We start from the raw sequence: 19,435 nt of genomic DNA on the forward strand, positions 1-19,435 counted from the left end.
GCGCCGCAGCGCATGGCCGCCGGCGTCGTCGCGCCCGCGCCGGTGCGCGTGGCGGCGGCCGAGGAGGGGGACCTGGACTCCTGGGTGCGCCAGCACGCGAGCGTCGCGCGCGACGCGACGCTCCTCGGCCCGGCCGAAGAGGTCGAGTTCGCGAGCTTCGACGCCGCGGCCGGGTCGGCGGGACGCTAGGGGCCGCGCCATGGGCACCCGCGCCGGCTGCGTCCCGTTGCTCGTGGTCGTGTTCCTGGCGGCTCCCGGCGCCGCGGTCCGGGCCCAGCAGGGGGTCGACGGACTTCTCCCGCGCGCGACGGAGACCGCCTACCGCGGCCGCAAGGTCGTCATCGACTTCTCGCACGCCTCGCCCCAGGTGACGAGCATGACCGTGCTCTGCCAGCCGGGGGGGCGCGAGCGCCGCGAGTTCCACGCGACGCACGGCCTGCTGGTCGTCGACGGTCAGTCCTCGTGGCAGTACCTGCCTGACCAGGGCGTCGTGCTCAAGCGCCGCTCCCGGGGCGAGGGCGGCGAGCAGCTGCGGCCCGAGCTGCTGCGGCGCGCGCTCGCCAGCTACGAAGTGCGCGTCTCGGCGTCCGAGCCGGTCGCCGGCCGCCGCAGCCGGGCGCTGGAGTTCATGCCGCGGCAGGGCGGCAGCCGCCCGCGGCGCCGGATCTGGGTCGACGAGGAGACGGGCCTCGTGCTGCGCACGGAAGTCTACGGCACCGACAGCCGACTCTCGTCGCTGACCGTGTTCGAGGACCTGGAGTACCGCCCCGCCCTCGACGCCGCCATCTTCACGATGCGGGTGCCGGCGGGGGCGCGCGTCGTCGAGGCGGGCGACGAGCCGTGCCTGGAGCCCGAGGAGGCCGCGCGCGTGGCGGGGCTGGCCGTGACGCTGCCGGCCTACCTCCCCGAGGGCTTCGCGCGCCAGTGCATCCGCGCGCGGCGTCGCCGCGACTACGGCGAGGTCCAGGTGGTCTTCGGCGACGGGCTGAGCCTGCTGTCGCTCTTCGAGAGCACGAGCTTCCGCAGCCCCGGTCCCGCGGCGGGCCCCGCCGTGCCGGTCGGCCCGTGGTCCGGGCGGTGGCACGCGCTCGGCCTGGTCAGCGGGATCTCGTGGCGGACGCCGTGGGCGAACTTCGCCCTGCTCGGCGAGCTCTCGCGCGACGAGCTGCTGCGGGTGGCCGGGTCCGTCCAGGAGAAGGCGGAACCTTCCGCCGCCCGCCGACATCCATAGGGAAGACTGCGGCCCCGGGGCCGCGGCCACCGCCACAGGGGCGACCACGGGAGGGATCATGGGCAACACCATCAAGACCACGCTGCTGCTCGCGCTGCTCACGGCGCTGCTCGTCGCGCTCGGCCGCGTCTTCGGGGGCCGCGGCGGGATGGTCCTCGCCTTCGGCATGGCGATCGTGATGAACGTCGGCAGCTACTGGTTCTCGGACCGGATCGTCCTCGCGATGTACCGGGCCCGCGAGCTCGGGCCGGGCGAGCACCCGGAGCTGCACCGGATGGTCGCGAACATCGCCCAGACCGGCGGGCTGCCGATGCCGCGGCTGTTCGTCGTCCCGCAGCCGGGGCTCAACGCCTTTGCCACGGGCCGCGGCCCCGAGCACGCGGTCGTCGCCGTCACGGAGGGGCTGCTGGCGCACCTCGACGGCCCCGAGCTCGAGGGGGTGCTGGCCCACGAGCTGGCGCACGTGAAGAACCGCGACATCCTGGTCAGCGCGGTCGCCGCGACGCTCGCCGGGGCGATCATGCTCATCGCGGACATGGCGCGCTGGGCGAGCATCTTCGGCGGCTTCGGCGGCCGGGACAGCGAGGAGCGCGGCAACCCGCTCGCCCTGCTCGTGGCGGCCATCGTCGCACCGCTGGCGGCGCTGCTCGTGCAGATGGCGATCTCCCGCTCGCGGGAGTACCTGGCCGACGCGACGGGCGCGCGTCTGGCCGGCAGCCCCGAGGGCCTGGCGCGCGCCCTCGCGAAGCTGGCCGCGGCGGGCCGGATCGTCCCCACCGAGGGGCCGGCCGCGGCGAGCCACGTGCTCATCGTCAGCCCCCTCTCCGGCGGCGGGCTCTTCTCGCTCTTCTCGACCCACCCGCCGATCGAGGAGCGCATCAAGCGCCTGCGCGCGCTGGCGCCCGGCGCGTAGCCTCTCTTCACGGGATCGTCCCCACACACAAGGAGCGTGATGTCGCGATGCAGATGACGCAGCAGATCAGGCGCAGGATCACCCTCGGTGCCGTGGCGGTGGCCTCGCTGGCCGCCGGCATGGTGCTGGCCTCCCGGCTGAACCTCACCCCGCCGACGCGCGCGGCTGCCGAGCGCGAGCCGGGTGCCAGCGCGCTCCAGGCGGCTGCCCCCGCCGCCGGGGCCGCGGGCGCGTCCGGGTTCAACTTCGTGAAGATCGCCGCGGAGGAGAAGAAGTTCGTCGTGAACATCAACACGACGAAGACCTTCAAGCGCCGCATGCCGCAGATGCCGCGCGGCCCCATGGGCCGGTCCCCCTTCGGCGGCGAGGACGACTTCTTCGAGCACTTCTTCGGCCAGATCCCGGACCAGGACCTCAAGCAGCAGAGCCTCGGCTCGGGCTTCATCGTCGACAAGGAGGGCTACATCCTCACGAACAACCACGTCGTCGACGACGCGGACGACATCCGGGTGACCCTGCTCGACGGGCGCAGCTACGACGCGGAGATCAAGGGACGCGACGCGAAGACCGACATCGCCCTGATCCGGATCAAGGCCGACGGCGACCTGCCGGCGGCGACCCTCGGCGACAGCGACGCGCTGCAGATCGCCGAGCCCGTGATGGCGATCGGCAACCCCTTCGGGCTCTCGCACACCGTCACCGTCGGGGTGGTCAGCGCCAAGGACCGCACGATCGGCGCGGGCCCCTACGACGCCTTCATCCAGACGGACGCCTCGATCAACCCCGGCAACAGCGGCGGCCCGCTCTTCAACGCGCGGGGCGAGGTGGTCGGCATCAACAGCGCGATCATCGCCTCGGGCCAGGGGATCGGGTTCGCGATCCCGATCAACATCGCCAGGAACATCATGGCGCAGCTGCGCGAGAAGGGCTCGGTCACGCGCGGCTGGCTGGGCGTGCAGGTGCAGGCGCTGACCCCGGAGCTGCGCGAGTCGCTCAAGCTCGGCGCCGACGGCGGGGCGCTCGTCGCCGGCGTCATCAAGGGCGACCCGGCCGACAAGGCGGGGCTCAAGGCGGGTGATGTGATCGTGGAGTTCGACGGCCGCACGGTGCGCTCGGACCGCGACCTGGTGGCGATCGTCGGGAACACGGCGGTCGGGAAGACCGTCTCGGTCAAGGCGCTGCGCGACGGCGCGTCGAAGTCGCTCGAGATCAGGATCGCCAAGCGCTCGGACGAGAAGGACGAGTCCGCGGGAACCGAGGACGAGGGCTCCGGCGAGAAAGAGAGCGGCAAGGCGCGGCTCGGGGTGCGTGTCCAGGACGTGACGAAGGACCTCGCCGAGAAGCTCGGCCTCGAGGACGCCCGCGGGGCGCTCATCAGCGAGGTCGCGCCCGGCGGGCCGGCCGACCGCGCCGGCATCGAGCGCGGCAACGTCATCGTCGAGGTCAACCGCGAGCCGGTCGAGGACGCCGCGCAGTTCGCCAAGCTCGTGCGCGCCGCCGAGCCCGGGAAGAGCCTGCTGCTGCTCGTGCGCAGCGGCGCCGGGACGCGGTTCGTGGCGGTCAGGCCCGAGGCGGCGAAGTAGTTCTGCCGGGGCAGGGGCGGCGGCACGTGAGCGCACGCGGCGTCCTCCCGCCCCTGCTCGTTGCCGCGCTCGTCGCGGCCGCGGCGCCCGCCGCCGCGCTGACGGACGACGAGCTGCGGCGCGACGCGGTCGTGCGGGCCGTCGAGAAGGCGCGCCCGACCGTCGTCAACGTCAACACGGAGGAGGAGGTCTCGGCCTCCCCCTTCGGGGCCGGCGGCGACCCGCTGTTCGACCGCTTCTTCCGGGACTTCTTCGAGTCCGCGCCGCGGCGCAAGGTCACCTCACGCAGCCTCGGCTCCGGCGTGGTCGTCGACGCGCGCGGCTACATCCTCACCAACGAGCACGTCATCGCCCGCGCCTCGCGCGTGAGCGTCACCTTCGCGGACGAGCGCACGTTCCCCGCGAAGATCGTCGGGACCGACCCGGACCACGACCTGGCGGTGATCAAGGTGGACGCGAAGCAGCCGCTGGCGGCCGTCGAGATGGGGGACTCCGACCGGCTGCTGGTCGGCGAGCGGGTCATCGCGATCGGCAACCCCTTCGGGCTCTCCCACACCGTCACGACCGGCGTGGTCAGCGCCACGCGCCGCTCGATCCGCACCGGCGGCGGGCGGCTGTACTACGACTTCATCCAGACCGACGCGGCGATCAACCCCGGCAACAGCGGCGGGCCGCTCCTGGACATCACCGGCAGGATGATCGGGGTCAACACCGCCGTCTACAGCGAGGGGATGGGCATCGGCTTCGCGATCCCGGTCTCGGTGGCGCGCCGCGCGGTCGACGACCTCGTGCGCTACGGGCAGGTGCAGTCGGTCTGGATCGGGGTCGCCGTCGGCGAGGCGGTGGACGACGAGCCGCAGGCGGGGGAGCGCCCCCACGGCGGGCTGCCGGTCGCGCGCCTCGCGGCCGGGGGGCCGGCGGAGCGCGCGGGTGTCCGCGAGGGCGACCTCGTGATCGCGGTCGGGGACGCCCAGGTGCGCTCGGCGGGCGAGTTCCACTACCAGGTGGGCCGCCGGGCCGCGGGCGAGACGATCAGGCTGGGCCTGCGGCGCGACAAGAAGCAGCTCGAGCTGGCCGTCCGCGCCGAGCAGTTCACGCCCCAGGTCGCCGCCGCGGTCAGCTGGGAGTGGTTCGGGCTGGCGGTGAAGGAGTCGCGGGCCGGGCTGGCCGTCGCGAAGGTGCGGACGGGGGGCGTCGCCGCGGAGATCGGGCTCGAGCCGGGGGACCTCATCCTCCAGGTCGCCGGCGAGGAGGCGCGGACGGAGGAGGAGTACGCGCACGGCGTGGTCCTCGCCTTTCAGCGGGGGGGCTTCCCGATGCTGGTCCAGCGGGGGCGGCGGGGATACTACATCACCCTCCCCATAGCGCCGGGCAACGGTCTATGACAGGCGACGCATTTTGGCCGGCGCTTCCATAGGGGGGGTATCCCCCCCCTCTGGCGCGCCTTCGGCGCTGTCACCCCCAGCGCCGGGAAACGGTCTCTAACTGCCGGCGTCCTCTTGCCGGCGCTTCCATAGGGGGCTTTGCCCCCTCTGGCGCGGCTTCGCCGCTGTCACCCCCAGCGCCGGGGAACGGTCTCTGACTAGCGGCGCATCCTGGCCGGCGCTTCCATATGGGGGCTAGCGCCGGGAAGCGCACATCGACCGGCGGCGTCCTCTTGCCGTCGCTTCCATAGGGGGCTCCGCCCCCCTCTGGCGCGGCTGACGCCGCTGTCACCCCCCACAGTCCCATGGACAAGGGATGCATCAGTCCGACCCCATGGGCTATGCATCGATCGGTCGTCAATTCGCATCTTAATCAAGCGGCATGGTAAATAAACCGTTCAATTACTGATGGTTAAATGAGATAATCGATGAATGATGAAAGATTGACAATGAATGACTCAAGCATTATATTCGTCGCACTAGCAATGAATGCAACCCCTTGGGAGGGAGCGAAATGAGCAAGATTATCGGTATCGACCTCGGTACGACGAACTCGGTCGTCGCCGTCATGGAGGGCGGCGAGCCGGCCGTCATCATCAACCAGGAAGGCAACCGGACCACGCCGTCGGTCGTCGCCTTCACGAAGGACGGCGAGCGCCTCGTCGGACAGGTGGCCAAGCGCCAGGCGGTCACCAACCCCCAGAACACGGTCTACTCGATCAAGCGTTTCATGGGGCGGCGCTACGACGAGGTGAACGAAGAGATGAAGATGGTCCCCTACAAGGTCGTCCGCGCGGCCAACGGGGACGCCCGCGTCGACATCATGGGCAAGCAGTACTCGCCGCCCGAGATCTCGGCGCAGGTGCTGATGAAGCTCAAGCAGGCCGCCGAGGCCCACCTCGGCGAAAAGGTCACGCGCGCGGTCATCACGGTGCCGGCCTACTTCAACGACGCGCAGCGCCAGGCCACCAAGGAGGCGGGCAAGATCGCCGGCCTGGAGGTCGAGCGCATCATCAACGAGCCGACCGCGGCGGCGCTCGCCTACGGCCTCGACAAGAAGAAGAACGAGACGATCGCCGTCTACGACTTCGGCGGCGGCACCTTCGACATCTCGATCCTGGAGGTCGGCGACAACGTCGTCGAGGTCAAGAGCACCAACGGCGACACCCACCTCGGCGGCGACAACATCGACCAGGCGGTCATCAACTGGCTCGTGGAGGAGTTCAAGAAGGACCAGGGGATCGACCTCTCCCGCGACCAGATGGTGATGCAGCGGCTCAAGGAGGCCGGCGAGAAGGCGAAGATCGAGCTCTCCTCGGCGATGGAGACCGAGATCAACCTGCCGTTCATCACCGCCGACGCCTCGGGCCCCAAGCACATGAACATCAAGCTCACGCGCTCGAAGCTCGAGCAGATGGTCGAGCCGATCATCCAGCGCTCGGTGGCACCCTGCCAGCAGGCGCTGCGCGACGCCAAGCTCACCGCCGAGCAGATCGACGAGGTCGTGCTCGTCGGCGGGCAGATCCGCATGCCGCGCATCCAGGCGCTGGTCAAGGAGCTCTTCAAGAAGGAGCCCCACCGCGGCGTGAACCCCGACGAGGTGGTCGCGGTCGGCGCGGCGATCCAGGGCGGCGTGCTCACCGGCGACGTCAAGGACGTCCTGCTGCTCGATGTCACGCCGCTGTCGCTCGGCATCGAGACCCTCGGCGGCGTGATGACGAAGCTCATCGAGCGCAACACGACGATCCCGACGCGCAAGAGCGAGATCTTCTCGACGGCGGCCGACAGCCAGACGTCGGTCGAGATCCACGTGCTCCAGGGCGAGCGCGAGATGGCGCGCGACAACCGCACGCTCGGCAAGTTCCACCTCGTGGGCATCCCGCCGGCGCCGCGCGGCGTGCCGCAGATCGAGGTCGGCTTCGACATCGACGCCAACGGCATCGTCAGCGTCACGGCGAAGGACCTGGCCACCGGCAAGGAGCAGCAGATCACGATCACCGCCTCCTCCGGCCTCTCGAAGGACGAGGTCGAGAAGATGGTCAAGCAGGCCGAGGCGCACGCCGAGGAGGACCGCAGGAAGAAGGAGGAGATCGAGGCGCGCAACCACCTCGACACGCTGATCTACTCGACCGAGAAGACCCTGCGGGAGAACCGCGAGAAGGTCGGCGAGGCCGAGGCGGCGAAGGTCGAGGAGGCGGTCAAGCGCGCGAAGGAGGAGCTCGAGAGCGGCGACACCGCCCGCATCAAGGCCGCGATGGAGACGCTCCAGAAGGAGACGCACCACCTCGCCGAGCTGATGTACCAGGCGGCGAAGTCCGCGCAGGGCGGCGGGGCGGCCGGCGGCGGCCAGCAGGCCGGGGGCGCGAAGCCCAAGGACGCGGACGTCGTCGACGCGGAGTTCGAGGAGAAATAGTACCTGACACGATCTGTGCAGGGCCCCGGAGCCGGCTTGGGTTCCGGGGCCCTGTGTCGCTACACATCCATGTGTGCGGCTCTGGCCCTCGGGGAGGGGCCTAGCGCCTCCCGTTCAGTTCCTTCCGGACGTGCCAGACGCGCTGGGCGGCGGTGATGAGCGAGAGGACGGCGAGCGCCCAGACGGCGGTGCGGATCAGGCCGGAGAGCGCGCCGGCGATCAGCAGGATCATCCGCTCCGGGCGCTCCATGAGGCCGACGTCGCACGCGATGCCGAGCCCCTCGGCGCGCGCCTTCGTGTAGCTCACGAGGAAGGACCCCCCGATGGCCACGAGCGTGACGGCCAGCTCCGTCGTCGTGCGGAAGTGCCAGGCCAGCCCCCCGAGGATGAGAACGTCCGTGGCGCGGTCGGACACGGAGTCGATGAACGATCCGAACCGGGAAGCGGAGCCGGAGGCGCGGGCGAGCGAGCCATCGAGCATGTCTGCGGCGCCGGCCAACACGAGGAAGAGGCCCCCGAGCGGCAGGCGCCCCTGGGCGAAGGCGATCGCGGCCAGCGCCCCGAAGACGATCCCCGCGAGCGTGAGGTGGTCGGCGCTGACCCGCAGGCGCAGCAGCGCGAGGTTCAGCGGCTGGACGAACTCCCCGAACGCGGTCTTGTATTTGCGGCTGATCATCGGCGGCGCATCCCCTCCGACGTCCCGGAACGCATCGTAGCGCACTCCGGCGCCCCGGGGCAACACCGCCGCCGGGCGCCAGTATCCGCGCGCGGGCGACGTGCCGTCGGCAGGAGACTCCTCTTCCCGGGGTCGTTCGCCACCGCCATGCGCCGCTCCCCGCGCGTCAACGCCTGATCTTCCCGCGAAGTCGCGTCGCCTCGGCTTCCCCCGGCGGCGCCGCCTTGGACTGCGCGGCCAGGAGGGCGTCCACGATGCGGCCGTGGTCGGCGACATGGACCAGGTCGGGCGCGGTCCTGGACATCCTCGCGACGACTTCGACCCATTCCCCGCGGGTCCTCGGGCTCGCGAGGATTCCGGCGGGCTCGTGGCAGGGCAGGCAGTGCTCGTCGAGCACCTCGTATCCGGTCCCCGCGGAGGGCTCCCGCGGCACCCGCGTCGTGATCAGGTAGTGCAGTATCTGCCGCGCCTCGTCCGGCCGAATGCGGGGCCACGCGAGCTTGGACATCGCGTCGACCACGTTCTCCCAGGCCTTGGCGGGCCTGGGCAGCAGGATCGCGTCCAGGACGTGGCAGGTCCTGCAGCGCTCGATGAGCAGCTGCTTGCCGAGCTCCAGATCCGGGGCGCTCGAGAGACCCGCATGGGAGATGTAGGGCGCCCGCTGTGTCATCCGCACCAGGTAGTGGGCCAGTGCGCTCGCTGCCGCGAGGGATGCGAGGAGGAACACCAGGACGCCGAGCGCGAAGAGGTGCGTGCGAAATCCTGGGTACAGGCGCGCCACCGCAACCTTGAACAGGAGGAGGACCAGGAGCGCGAAGGCCGCGGTGTAGTGGATCACGATGCGCGGCGAGTCCTCCTCCCAGTACGCGTAGAAGCGTCCGAACATGGTCACGATCAGCACGAGGAACGCTGCGACGAATGCCCAACCGAACAGACGGTGCAGGACGAGCTGGCGCGGGCCTGGCTCACTGTTCGGCCGGCCGAGGCGGTTCATCATGACCACCACGGCCGCCGCGCCGCACAGGAGCATGACACTCGTCAGGATGGCGGAAAGGAGGGGACTCATGTCGAGGCGCGGATGCACCAAGCGTGCCGCCGGCTGAGTCTCGTGACACTCGAGGCGGGTAATTGCCTGCTGGGAGCACGCGATCTTCGCCGAATTCCGCGAGCGATCCGGGGGAAGGTCACTGGCCCGCATGGCTGCCCAACGAGACGATGGGACGAGTTCGCCCGCGCCCACACGTGGCGGGAATGCTGCGGAATCGATGACTTTCCCCACGGGGCTCCAGGTGAGCCGGTTGTGGATGTCTCGTAATTCAATTCGAAACAACCCTTTGTCCTGCCCGATCCTTCCGCTGCAATGTCGCAGCGAATAAAATAGGCAATTCGAAGGATTGGCGCATGCGACTCACCCGACGCGATCGGCGGGCATCGTTGATGCATGTGCACATTTCACTGAACGCACTTACCGTCGGCTGTTCAAACGAAGCAGCAAGGAGGCTGGGATGACAGAGGAATTGCGGAGCGCGGCGTGAAGGCGCTCCTGGTGTACCCCGAGTTCCCGGACACCTTCTGGAGCTTCAGCTATGCCCTGGCCTTCATTCACCGGAAGGCCAGCAGCCCGCCGCTTGGCCTGTTGACGATGGCGTCGCTGCTGCCCGAAGCGTGGGAGAAGCGGCTGGTCGACATGAATGTGGAGCGCCTGAAGGACGACGATTTGCGGTGGGCCGACCTCGTCTTCGTGAGCGCGATGGCCGTCCAGAAGGCGTCGGTGAAGGGAGTGATCGCGCGGTGCCGGGCCGCGGGCGTCAGGATCGTCGCCGGCGGCCCGCTGTTCACGACCGAGCACGAGTCGTTCGCGGACGTGGACCATCTGGTGCTGGGCGAGGCTGAGGTCACGCTGCCCCGCTTCCTCGAGGACTTGAGCGGCGGCGTTGCCGGTCACTGCTACGCGACCGATCAGTGGGCGGACGTGCGCCGGACACCCCTGCCGCTCTGGCGGCTGATCAGGACGAAGCACTATGCCTCGATCAACATCCAGTATTCCCGGGGCTGCCCCTTCAACTGCGAATTCTGCGACATCACCCTGCTCTGCGGCCACCGGCCCCGCACGAAGGACAGGGACCAGGTCATCCGGGAGCTCGAGAGCGTGTTCGCGTCCGGATTCAGGGGACAGGTCTTCTTCGTCGACGACAATTTCATCGGGAACAAGAAGAAGCTGAAGGAGGAGATCCTCCCGGCCATCGCCGAGTGGATGAAAGCGAGAAGGCATCCCTTCCTCTTCAACACCCAGGCCTCGATAGAGCTCTCCGATCACCAGGACCTCATGGACATGATGGTCGAGGCGGGATTCAACATCGTGTTCATCGGCATCGAGACCCCGCACGAGCAGAGCCTCGCGGAATGCGGCAAGCTCCAGAACAAGAACCGGGACCTCCTCGCCAGCGTCAGGAGGATCCAGCGGTCCGGCCTCGAGGTGCAGGGCGGTTTCATCGTCGGTTTCGACAGCGACCCTCCCACGATCTTCGATTCCCAGGTCAGGTTCATCCAGGCCAGCGGGGTCGCGACGGCCATGGTCGGGCTGCTCACCGCGCTCCCGCGCACCCAGCTCTACGAGCGGCTCAAGAGGGAACGGCGGCTGCTGCAGGAGACGTCGGGGAACAACACCGATTTCTCCATCAATTTTCTCCCCCGCATGGACTACGACCGCCTGATCAGCGGCTACAAGATGGTCCTCGGCACGCTGTACTCGCCGGGGCACTACTACGAAAGGGTCAGGACGTTCCTCAGGGAGTACACCCCGCCGCGACGACGGGCCTTTCGCTTCCGGGCGGACTACGCCGGCGCGTTCTTCAGGTCGATTGTCGTGCTGGGGATCGTGGGGAAGGAGCGCTTCCACTACTGGAGGCTGCTGCTCTGGACGGCGGCCAGCCGCCCCCGCCTCCTCACCCAGGCCGTGACCCTGGCGATCTACGGGTTTCACTTCCGGAAGGTCTTCGAGAAACAACTCTTGAACCAGCACAATTGAAGCGGGGCGCCACCAGGCTCGAGGTCTCCATCGGCGCCGTCCTGGTGGCATGGACCGCCATCGCCGCCGGGTCGTGGCTCTGGAATTGCGCTCAGGTGCGGGGGAACACCCTCGAGGAAGCCCGCATCCAGGCCCGTGTGGTCTATGAAAAGGACATCATCTACCGGCACTGGAACACCATGCACGGCGGAGTCTACGTGGCGGTGACCCCCGAGAACCAGCCGAACCTCTTCCTCGGGGACAACCCCGACCGCGACGTGACCACCACCACCGGAAAGCGGCTCACGCTGATGAACCCCTCCTTCATGACGCGCCAGGCCAACGAGGTGGCCCGTGAGACCATGGGGGTCCGCGGGCACATCACCAGCCTGAACCCCATCCGTCCGGCCAACGCCCCCGACCCCTGGGAGCGGAAGGCGCTGCAGTCGTTCGACAGGGGCGCCAAGGAAGCCCATTCGGTGGAACTGCTCGACGGCGTTGAGTACATGCGGTTCATGCAGCCGATGCTCACCGAGCCGGAGTGCCTCCAATGCCACGGCAGGCAGGGGTATCGCGTCGGGCAGATCCGCGGCGGCATCAGCGTGGCTATCCCTATGGCGCCGTTGCGGGCCATCGAGCGCCGGGACATCGTGCGGCTCGGCATGGCCCACGGGCTCCTGTGGCTGGTGGGCATGCTGGTAACCCTCCTGGGCGGTCGCAACCTGGTGCTCAGCGAGCGCCGGCGGCGCCGGGCAGCGGAGCAGGTCGAGCGGTACGCCGAGGAGCTCCAGGAGGCCAACGGACTCAAGGAGCTGTTCATCGACATCATGCGCCACGACTTCCTGAATCCGGCGACGGCCGTCCAGAGCTCCAGCATGTATCTCCAGGAAGGGGCCAGCGATCCCAGGACGAAGAAGCTGGCGTCGCACATCACCCGGGCCAACGCCAAGCTGATCGAGATGATCCAGGATGCCTCGATTCTCTCGCGGCTCTCGGAGGCGGACGGCCTGGAGTGCGCCCCGCGGGACCTGAACCGCCTGATTCGCGAGGCGCTCCAGGATGTCGCAAGCCCGCTCGCGATCGACTACCCTCCGGCCGGCGAGTACCCGGTCAGCGCCAACCCGATACTCGGCAACGTCTTCGTCAACCTGCTGACCAATGCCGGCAAGTACGCCCCCGGAGGCGGCCGCGTCGAGATCGGCATCCGGGACGCAGGGACCGATTGGGTGGCCACGGTGAAGGACTTCGGCCCCGGCATCACGGACGAGAACAAGCCGAAGGTCTTCACCCGCTTCGAGCGCCTCAAGAAGGAGGGCGTGCAGGGGACGGGCCTCGGGTTGGCCATCGCCAAGCGCATCGTGGATCTGCACCAGGGCCGGATCTGGGTCGAGGACAACCCGGCGGGCGGCGCCGTCTTCTGCGTCGGTCTCCCCAAGGCCGCCGCAGCGGCTGCCGGGACTGCGGAACCGACGCACCCCGCCGCCGCGGGGGCCGGCGCTAGCTCTTCCTGTTCCCGGTGAGCAGGAGCCCGGCGCCGGCCGCGATCGCGACCACCCCCGCCCAGACCGGGACGTTGACCCTCTCCCTGTCCTTCACCGAGAACTCGATCGGGCCGAGCTTGGTCGTGTGGGTGTCCTTCGTGTAGGTGAAACCGCCGTACGCCAGCGCCAGGACGCCGGCCACGATCAGCACGAGTGCAAGGGCCCTCAATCCGCTCATGTTGTTCCTCCTTACCTTGCCTGCGTTGTCGGCGTCGCTGCCGCGGCCCCCCGCGCGCGGCGGATCGCCTCCGAGAGATCCTCCTGTCGATACGGCTTGCGCAAGAAGGCCTGTGGCAATTCGGGGTGGTGACCGGACATCGCCTGGGACCTGTCGTAGCCGCTGCACAGGATCACCGGGATGCCGGGAACGATCCTGCGCAGGGCCGCCAGGGTCTCCCAGCCGTCCATGCCCGGCATGGACAGATCGCACAGAACCAGGCCGATCCTCGCCGCGTTGCAGCCGAGTTCTGCGACCGCCTCGGACCCGCCGGACACAGCGAGCACGGAGAAGCCGAGGCCCCTGAGCATCGCCGAGGTCACACTGCGCACGAGATCGTCGTCCTCGACCACCAGCACGGTGCCCCCCGGCCGAACCTCTGCGCCTCCCTTCGGCGACGACCGTGCCGCTTCGCCGAGGAACAGCGGCAGGAAGACCCGGAACGTGCTCCCCCGGCCCGGTTCGCTTCGTACCGAAACAGCCCCCCGGTGGCCCCGCACGATCCCGAGGACCACGGAGAGGCCCAGGCCGCGGCCGGTGTCCTTTTCGGAGAAGAAGGGGTCGAAGACCCGCTCCAGATCCTTGTCCGCCATGCCCCGGCCGGTATCCGCCACCTCGATGCAGGCGTAGGACGCGTCCTGCGGCTCCCAGTCCACGGGATAGCGATGCACCTCGGGAATGTCGGCCGGGGCGACGGTCGTCACGGACAGGCGGACGGCTCCCGTGCGCGTGCCAACCGCCTCCCCGGCATTGGTGACCAGGTTGATGAGAAGCTGGGGCATCTGTTCCTCGGAGGCGCTGACGGTCGGTCCCGAAGCGGGCAGATCGGTCTCCAGGGGCACCCCGGTGGGCAAGGCTGCCCGGAGCAGGGGCAGCAGCCGGTGGCAGGCCTGGGACAGATCAAGCGGCATGAGCTGGCCCGTCGTTCGCCCGGTGAACGTCCGCATCAGGCTGCTCATCTCCGACGCCTCGATGGCCGCCCGCATGGCGATCCCCAGGGAGTGCATCGACCCGACGCCGCGGGACTGCTCGTCCAGGGCCAGCTCCAGGCTGCCGATCACCGCGTGGAGCTTGTTGTTGAAGTGGTGCGCGACGGCCCCGGCCATCCGACCCAGGCTCTCGGCCTTCTGCAGGTGCCGCAGGCGGGTATCGGCCAGCGCGAGCGACGCCTCCACCCGCTTGCGCTCGCTGATGTCGTTGAGCGTGATCCGGCACTCGCCCTTCTGCGGCAGGGCCGCCTGCACGTGCGCCCAGCACAGCGAGCCGTCGGCCCGCGTCATCCTCGTGTCCCAGGAATGCCGCGTTCCCTCCTCGTCGAGCTGCGCGCCCTGGAGAGGGCAGGCGTCGCGGTCGTCGGGGTGCAACAAGCCGAGGAACGGACGCTTGACCAGGGCGCCGCGCGCCACACCGAGCATCGCGGCTGCGGTGAGATTGGCCTCGATGATCAGACCCTGCGGGTTCAGCGTGACGTAGCCGACCGGCGCCTGGTCGTAGAGGTCGAAGTACCTGGCGCGGGAGGCTTCGAGCTCCTCCTGCGCCCGGCGCAGCTCCTCGTTCTGCATCTCCAGCTCGACCTGGTGTACCTGCAGTTCGTGGACCAGCCGCAGTGCCTCCTCCGGCGACGGGGCGTCCCGGGCACTTCGCCGGACCCTGTCTTCACCCTGCACCGACGTGATTCTCCTTCATGCGGTGGACTTCCTGCTCGCGTGTCGCGGCGTCCCGGAGTCGGTAGGCGCACTCGCGGAGCAACCCGTTGAGGAGGAGGCATCCGTCGTCGTTGCTCGACATGAATCCCTGCTCGGAGATGGTGATCATCCGATCCGCCATCTCGAGGATCGACCGGATCTGCAAGTCGGCTTCGTCTTTCATTGGCAGCTCTCGAAGATGTGGTGATGCATCAAACATGCCGACGGCTGGCCAGCGCCTGGTCAAATCACGCAACTGTCTGGAATGTCTCGCAAAACACGACGATATCCGGTCCGATCCCCGCGCGACCTCCGGGACGGCACACGATTTCGAGACATCCTGTGAAACGCAATTCCTGTCCGCCGGACCGCCGGCTAGAATCGCCAGCTCGTCCCCAGCGAGTACATCAGCGCATCCGTGCCGACGCCGGCGGCGTCCTGATAGACCCACCGGCCATCGGACGTGGTCACCGTCATGTCGCCCGTGAGGCGGGAGATCGACTGATACTCCCCGCGGAAGGTGACAGCCCAGCGCTGCGTGACGGCGTACGTCGTCGTCAACCCGAGCCCGACGTAGAATCCCCCGCTGAAGTCGCCTGCGAAGGTCATGTCGCGCAGGTCGTGATAATCGGTGCTGGACGCCCGGATCGCGGGGCTCAGGAGCAGGTGCGTGTCCACCAGAAAGCTCCGGGTCGACCAGTTTCCGCCGATCCCCAGGTAGGGCACGGCGTACGTCTGCTTGTACTCGATGACCTGCCTGTCGGGCTCAAAGGCGCCGACGTTGTCCCGGAATCCGGAAGAGGAGTAGACGTACGTCCCGCCCCGCGCCGACCAGTCCCAGGCATCGCGCTTGAAGCCGAGAATGCCGCGCAGCGAAAATGGCGCGGCCCTCAGCGCCAGGACGTTCACGTTCAGGTCGAGCATCGTGCCCCCGTCGAGACTGGTGTCCGGGTGACGCGACTCGTCGGTCCAATTGGCGTCGCCCGGAACGAGGCCGGCGGTGACCGAATCGCGGTAGATCCAGTCGCGATCGACCATCAGGCCGTGGCCCCCCGCGAGCGCCGACCAATAGCCGACGTTCACGCGGTACCGGCCGCCGATGCCGGCGGAAGCCATCAGCCCGGTGATGGTGACACTCCGGTAATCCCACTTCAGCTCACTGAGCAGGAACTCCCTGCCGAGCGGATGGCTGAAGATCTTCTCGGAGCAGGTGCCCGCCACCTGCCCGACGGAAGCGCCGATCGAGAAGAAGGTCCCGCCCCCTCCCGCCTGGAAGGACCAGGGATCGGCCGCGCCCGTGGCGTGCATTGCCAGCGAGGGCTCGGCGGCGGCGAGCATCGAGGCGACTGCGACGAGCGACAGTCGAGACCGGAGTGATCGGCGCATCGGATTCCGCCCGGCTACGTCGTCGGCCCCTTCTTCGGCACGTGCCGGTAGAAGGTGGACCGGGACACCCCCAGCCTGCGAGCGGCTTCCCCGGGGTGTCCGCCGGCCTGCTCCAGGGCTTCTCTCGCCGAAGCTGCCGTGATCTTCGCCTTGCGCCCCCTGGTCCTGCAGGCCTCGGGAGCCGGCACCGCGAACGTGGGCGGCAGGTGCTCGGGCTCGAGCAGATTCCCCTTGCACTTGATCAGGGCGAAGCGCAGCACGTTCTGAAGCTCGCGGATGTTGCCGGGCCAGCGGTGGGCGAGGAGCAGGGCCAGCGTCTCACGGGCGATGGAGACCTTCCGGGGCGCCCGGGCGGGATCGCGTCTGCGGTCGGAGCGGCGGGCCTCCTCTTCGATGATGTGCTCCACCAGGAGCGGGATGTCCGCCAGCCTCGCGCGCAGCGGAGGAACCTCGAGCGGGACGACGCTGATCCGGTAGAAGAGGTCCTCCCGGAAGCGGCCGTCCTTGACCTCCTGCTTCAGGTCCTTGTTGGTGGCGCTGATCAGCCGCACGTCCACCCGGCACGGTTCCTCGCCGCCGACCTTCTCGAAGGTTCCTTCCTGCAGGACGCGGAGGAGCTTGACCTGCATCGCGAGGCTGAGCTCGCCGACCTCGTCGAGGAAGATCGTCCCCCCGTCCGCCAGTTCGAAGCGGCCCTTCTTGTCGCGGTGCGCTCCCGTGAACGATCCCTTCACGTGACCGAAGAGTTCGGTCTCCAGGAGCGTGTCGGGGATGGCCCCGCAGTTGATGGCGACGAAGTTCTTCGCGGCGCGCGAACCCTCCGTGTGGATGGCGGAGGCGATGAGTTCCTTGCCGGTGCCGCTCTCCCCGAGGATCAGCACCGGGACCTCCTCGTCGGCCAGTTCCCTGATCGACGCGGCGAGCTCGAGCATTTTCGGGTCGCGCCCCACCATCCCGGGAATCCCCTGCCCCGCGGAGGCATTCCGGCGCAGCTTGGTCAGCTCGGTCGTGTCGGTGGAGATGACGCACCACAGCTCTTCCCCCGCCAGGGATATCCTCCGGAAGCTGCTCTCCAGGGTCCGGTACCTGCCGTCGCCCCCCCGGAGGCGGTAGCCGACCGTGTCGCGTCCCCGCTCGCCGCTCCGCGCCGCACGCCACGCGGCGGCAACCCGCGGCGCGTCGGCCGGGTGCACCCTGCGGAAGAGATCCTCGTCCGGGCGGACGCCGTCGACGAAACCCCGGGCGGCCTCGTTCGACCAGCGCAGGCCGCCCTCCGGGCTGAGGAAGAAGATCAGGTCGCGGGCGGATTCGACGATGACCCGATAGCGCTCCTCGCTCTCCTGCAGCGCCTCCCCCAGGCGTCGGTGCTCGGCGATGTCGCTCAGTGCCAGGCGGCAGATGCGTTGCCCGGTGGCCGGGTCCGGTCCGGCAATCGCCTCGAGGCGCGCCCAGAACGCTCCTCCGTCGCCGCGGGTCAACCGCATCTCCCACGCCACCAGGTCCCCGGATTCGAGGATCCGCCCGGCCTGCCGGCGCCAGACTTCCTGGTCCTCGGTCGCGACGTGGCGGGCCAGCGGCTGGGCGAGCAGCCTGCCCCGCTCGATGCCGAGCAGCGCGGCGGCGGTCAGGTTGGCCTCGAGTATCGACCCCAATTCGTCCAGGGTCAGATAGCCCACCGGCGCCAGATCGTACAGGTCGAAGTACCTGGCCCGGGAGACCTCGAGCTCCGACTGCGCCCGCCGCAGCTCCTCGTTCTGCATTTCCAGCTCGACCTCGTGGACCTGCAGTTCGTGGACCAGCCGCTGCAACTCTTCGGCCGACGGCGCCTCGCCCGGGGAGCGCCGCGGGGTGGCATCCCGCCGTGCCGTCTCCTCGGCGCGCGCGCGCAGGTCCCCCGGTCCGCCGGCGGGGGGCGGGGCATTGCCGCCGGTCATCCGCCATCCCCCTCCGCGGTGCCCGGCCCCGCCGCCGCGCGCAGCCGGGCCTCCAGCGTCTTGGCGACCGTGATGTCGACGAAGGTGATCACCAGGCCGTCGATCACGTTCTCGTCGGTGCGATACGGCATGATGCGCACGGAGAACCACCGCCCGTCGGTGGTCGCGACCGACTTCTCCGAGAAGACGAGCGACCGCAGGACCTCCCGCCCGTCCTCGGGCATCTCGGGGTAGCGCAGGACGCTGGTGATGTCGGTCAGCGGCCGTCCCACGTCACTCTGGATCAACTTGAAGATCCTGCTCGCGCCGCTGGTGAAGCGCCGCACGCGCAGCTCGCGGTCCAGGAACACCGTGACGATCTCCGTGCTCTCGAGCAGGTTCTTCATGTCGTTGCTCACCCGCTGGAACTCGTCGAGCCGCGCCTGCTGCTCGGCGTTCACCGTCTGCAACTCCTCGTTCAGGGACTGCAGCTCCTCCCGGGACGTGGTCAGCTCCTCGTTGGTGGACTGCAGCTCCTCGTTGGCGGACTGCAGCTCTTCGTTCGAGGATTTCTGCTCCTCCAGGGTGGTCTGCATCTGCTCGCGGGCGGACTGGAGCTCGTCGCGGCAGTGCTGGAACTCCCGCTCCAGCGCCGCGATCCCGGCCCCGCCGCTCCCGGCGCCTTTCCCGCGCTTCGCAGCGCTCTTCGCGGAAGGCGCCGGCACGTCGTTGAAGACGATCAGCGACAGCCCCCGCAGCGCCTCGGGCTCCTCGAGGACCTGGACGGTGACCTCCACGAGCTGCGTCCTGCCGCCGCCGGCGACCCTGGCGCCGCGGACGATGACCTGGCCCCTGCTCCGGGCCGCCTGCTGGAAGGCGCTCGAGAGTTCCAGGCGCAGCCCTTCGCGGGCCATCGCGAAGACGTTCCAGTTGGCCTTGCCCGCCGCCGGCTCCAGGTACGCGCCCGTCCGCCCGCTGACGTAGAGGATGTCCCCCTTGTCGCTGACGAGCACGGCGGGGGGGGCGTACCGCCGCAGGAGCGCCTGCTCCGCGAGCGCCTGCAGGTTGGCCGACGGCCGGTCCGCCTGCGCCTCCGGCGACGCTCCCGGAAGAGGCCGCCGGTACGGCGCGACGACGCCCTCGAAGCCGGTCCGCAGCGCGGACTCGCGGCGCCGGTAGAGTCTGAACTTCGCACTCAACGGCGAAAAGAGAGCGGCGCCGGCCCCGAGGCTCTCCGAGTTTCCCAAGAAGAGGTATCCGCCGGCGTTCAAGGCGTAGTGAAAGAGCGCGATCAGGCGGTTCTGCACCTCCGGCGTCAGGTAGATCAGCAGGTTTCGGCAGAGGAGGATGTCCAGTTTGGTGAAGGGCGGGTCGGTGATCACGTTCTGGGTTGCGAACGTGACCATCTCCCGGATCTCCTTGCCGGCCCGGTAGCCGTGCTCCTCC

General features: G+C 69.3%; 16 protein-coding genes. 8 read left to right on the plus strand and 8 right to left on the minus strand.

The genetic code is table 11. From position 1 onward, the window contains the following. The 6 genes from VI078_01880 to dnaK form a co-directional block, all read left to right on the plus strand. Positions 1–189: hypothetical protein (locus VI078_01880; protein HEY5998038.1), on the plus strand; the 189-nt coding region annotated here is incomplete at its 5' end. Positions 190–199: 10 nt separating this feature from the next. Next, positions 200–1,231 carry a sigma-E factor regulatory protein RseB domain-containing protein gene (locus tag VI078_01885; protein HEY5998039.1) on the plus strand — a complete coding sequence of 344 codons (1,032 nt, stop codon included), beginning with the start codon at positions 200–202 and terminating at the stop codon, positions 1,229–1,231. Positions 1,232–1,289: 58 nt separating this feature from the next. Then, on the plus strand, positions 1,290–2,144 hold the full coding sequence (locus VI078_01890) for a zinc metalloprotease HtpX (GenBank protein HEY5998040.1): 855 nt from the start codon (positions 1,290–1,292) through the stop codon (positions 2,142–2,144). 47 nt (positions 2,145–2,191) lie between these two features. After that, positions 2,192–3,727 (plus strand): DegQ family serine endoprotease, encoded by a 1,536-nt coding sequence (locus VI078_01895; protein ID HEY5998041.1) that lies wholly within the window; start codon positions 2,192–2,194, stop codon positions 3,725–3,727. Between the two features lie 26 nt (positions 3,728–3,753). Further along, positions 3,754–5,112, plus strand: a complete 1,359-nt coding sequence (locus tag VI078_01900; protein ID HEY5998042.1) for a trypsin-like peptidase domain-containing protein — start codon at positions 3,754–3,756, stop codon at positions 5,110–5,112. A gap of 553 nt (positions 5,113–5,665) precedes the next feature. Continuing rightward, positions 5,666–7,564: a molecular chaperone DnaK gene (gene dnaK / locus VI078_01905; protein HEY5998043.1), complete on the plus strand. Its 1,899-nt coding sequence runs from the start codon at positions 5,666–5,668 to the stop codon at positions 7,562–7,564. A gap of 100 nt (positions 7,565–7,664) precedes the next feature. Here the strand turns inward: dnaK and VI078_01910 are convergent, their stop codons facing one another. After that, a complete protein-coding gene (locus VI078_01910) occupies positions 7,665–8,240 on the minus strand; it encodes a CDP-alcohol phosphatidyltransferase family protein (protein ID HEY5998044.1) in 576 nt (191 codons plus the stop codon). Positions 8,241–8,406: 166 nt separating this feature from the next. Further along, complete coding sequence (locus VI078_01915) at positions 8,407–9,327, minus strand: hypothetical protein (protein ID HEY5998045.1); 921 nt, start codon at positions 9,325–9,327, stop codon at positions 8,407–8,409. Positions 9,328–9,771: 444 nt separating this feature from the next. Between VI078_01915 and VI078_01920 the strand changes: the two genes are divergently transcribed. Both VI078_01920 and VI078_01925 read left to right on the plus strand, forming a co-directional pair. Then, entirely contained in the window at positions 9,772–11,268 is a 1,497-nt protein-coding gene (locus VI078_01920) for a B12-binding domain-containing radical SAM protein (protein ID HEY5998046.1), read from the plus strand. Further along, positions 11,265–12,767 (plus strand): ATP-binding protein, encoded by a 1,503-nt coding sequence (locus tag VI078_01925; protein HEY5998047.1) that lies wholly within the window; start codon positions 11,265–11,267, stop codon positions 12,765–12,767. The genes VI078_01920 and VI078_01925 overlap by 4 nt, the downstream gene beginning before the upstream one ends. On the opposite strand, the gene VI078_01930 is transcribed toward VI078_01925, so the two are convergent. The 6 genes from VI078_01930 to VI078_01955 all read right to left on the minus strand — a co-directional run. Continuing rightward, positions 12,745–12,966 carry a hypothetical protein gene (locus tag VI078_01930; GenBank protein ID HEY5998048.1) on the minus strand — a complete coding sequence of 74 codons (222 nt, stop codon included), beginning with the start codon at positions 12,964–12,966 and terminating at the stop codon, positions 12,745–12,747. The two genes, VI078_01925 and VI078_01930, sit on opposite strands and share 23 nt — an antisense overlap. A gap of 11 nt (positions 12,967–12,977) precedes the next feature. Further along, positions 12,978–14,672 (minus strand): ATP-binding protein, encoded by a 1,695-nt coding sequence (locus VI078_01935; protein ID HEY5998049.1) that lies wholly within the window; start codon positions 14,670–14,672, stop codon positions 12,978–12,980. Continuing rightward, complete coding sequence (locus VI078_01940; protein ID HEY5998050.1) at positions 14,662–14,874, minus strand: hypothetical protein; 213 nt, start codon at positions 14,872–14,874, stop codon at positions 14,662–14,664. The genes VI078_01935 and VI078_01940 overlap by 11 nt, the downstream gene beginning before the upstream one ends. Before the next feature lie 191 nt (positions 14,875–15,065). Continuing rightward, entirely contained in the window at positions 15,066–16,076 is a 1,011-nt protein-coding gene (locus tag VI078_01945; protein HEY5998051.1) for an omptin family outer membrane protease, read from the minus strand. Positions 16,077–16,090: 14 nt separating this feature from the next. Then, the gene (locus tag VI078_01950; GenBank protein HEY5998052.1) at positions 16,091–18,010 is read right to left on the minus strand and encodes a sigma-54-dependent Fis family transcriptional regulator; all 1,920 of its coding nucleotides are present in this window, start codon (positions 18,008–18,010) and stop codon (positions 16,091–16,093) included. After that, positions 18,007–19,435 (minus strand): PAS domain-containing protein (locus VI078_01955; GenBank protein ID HEY5998053.1); only part of this gene is annotated, 1,429 nt, incomplete at its 5' end. The genes VI078_01950 and VI078_01955, both read right to left, overlap by 4 nt.

It is taken from the genome of bacterium (genome assembly GCA_036524115.1).
GTDB lineage: Bacteria > JAUVQV01 > JAUVQV01 > JAUVQV01 > DATDCY01 > DATDCY01.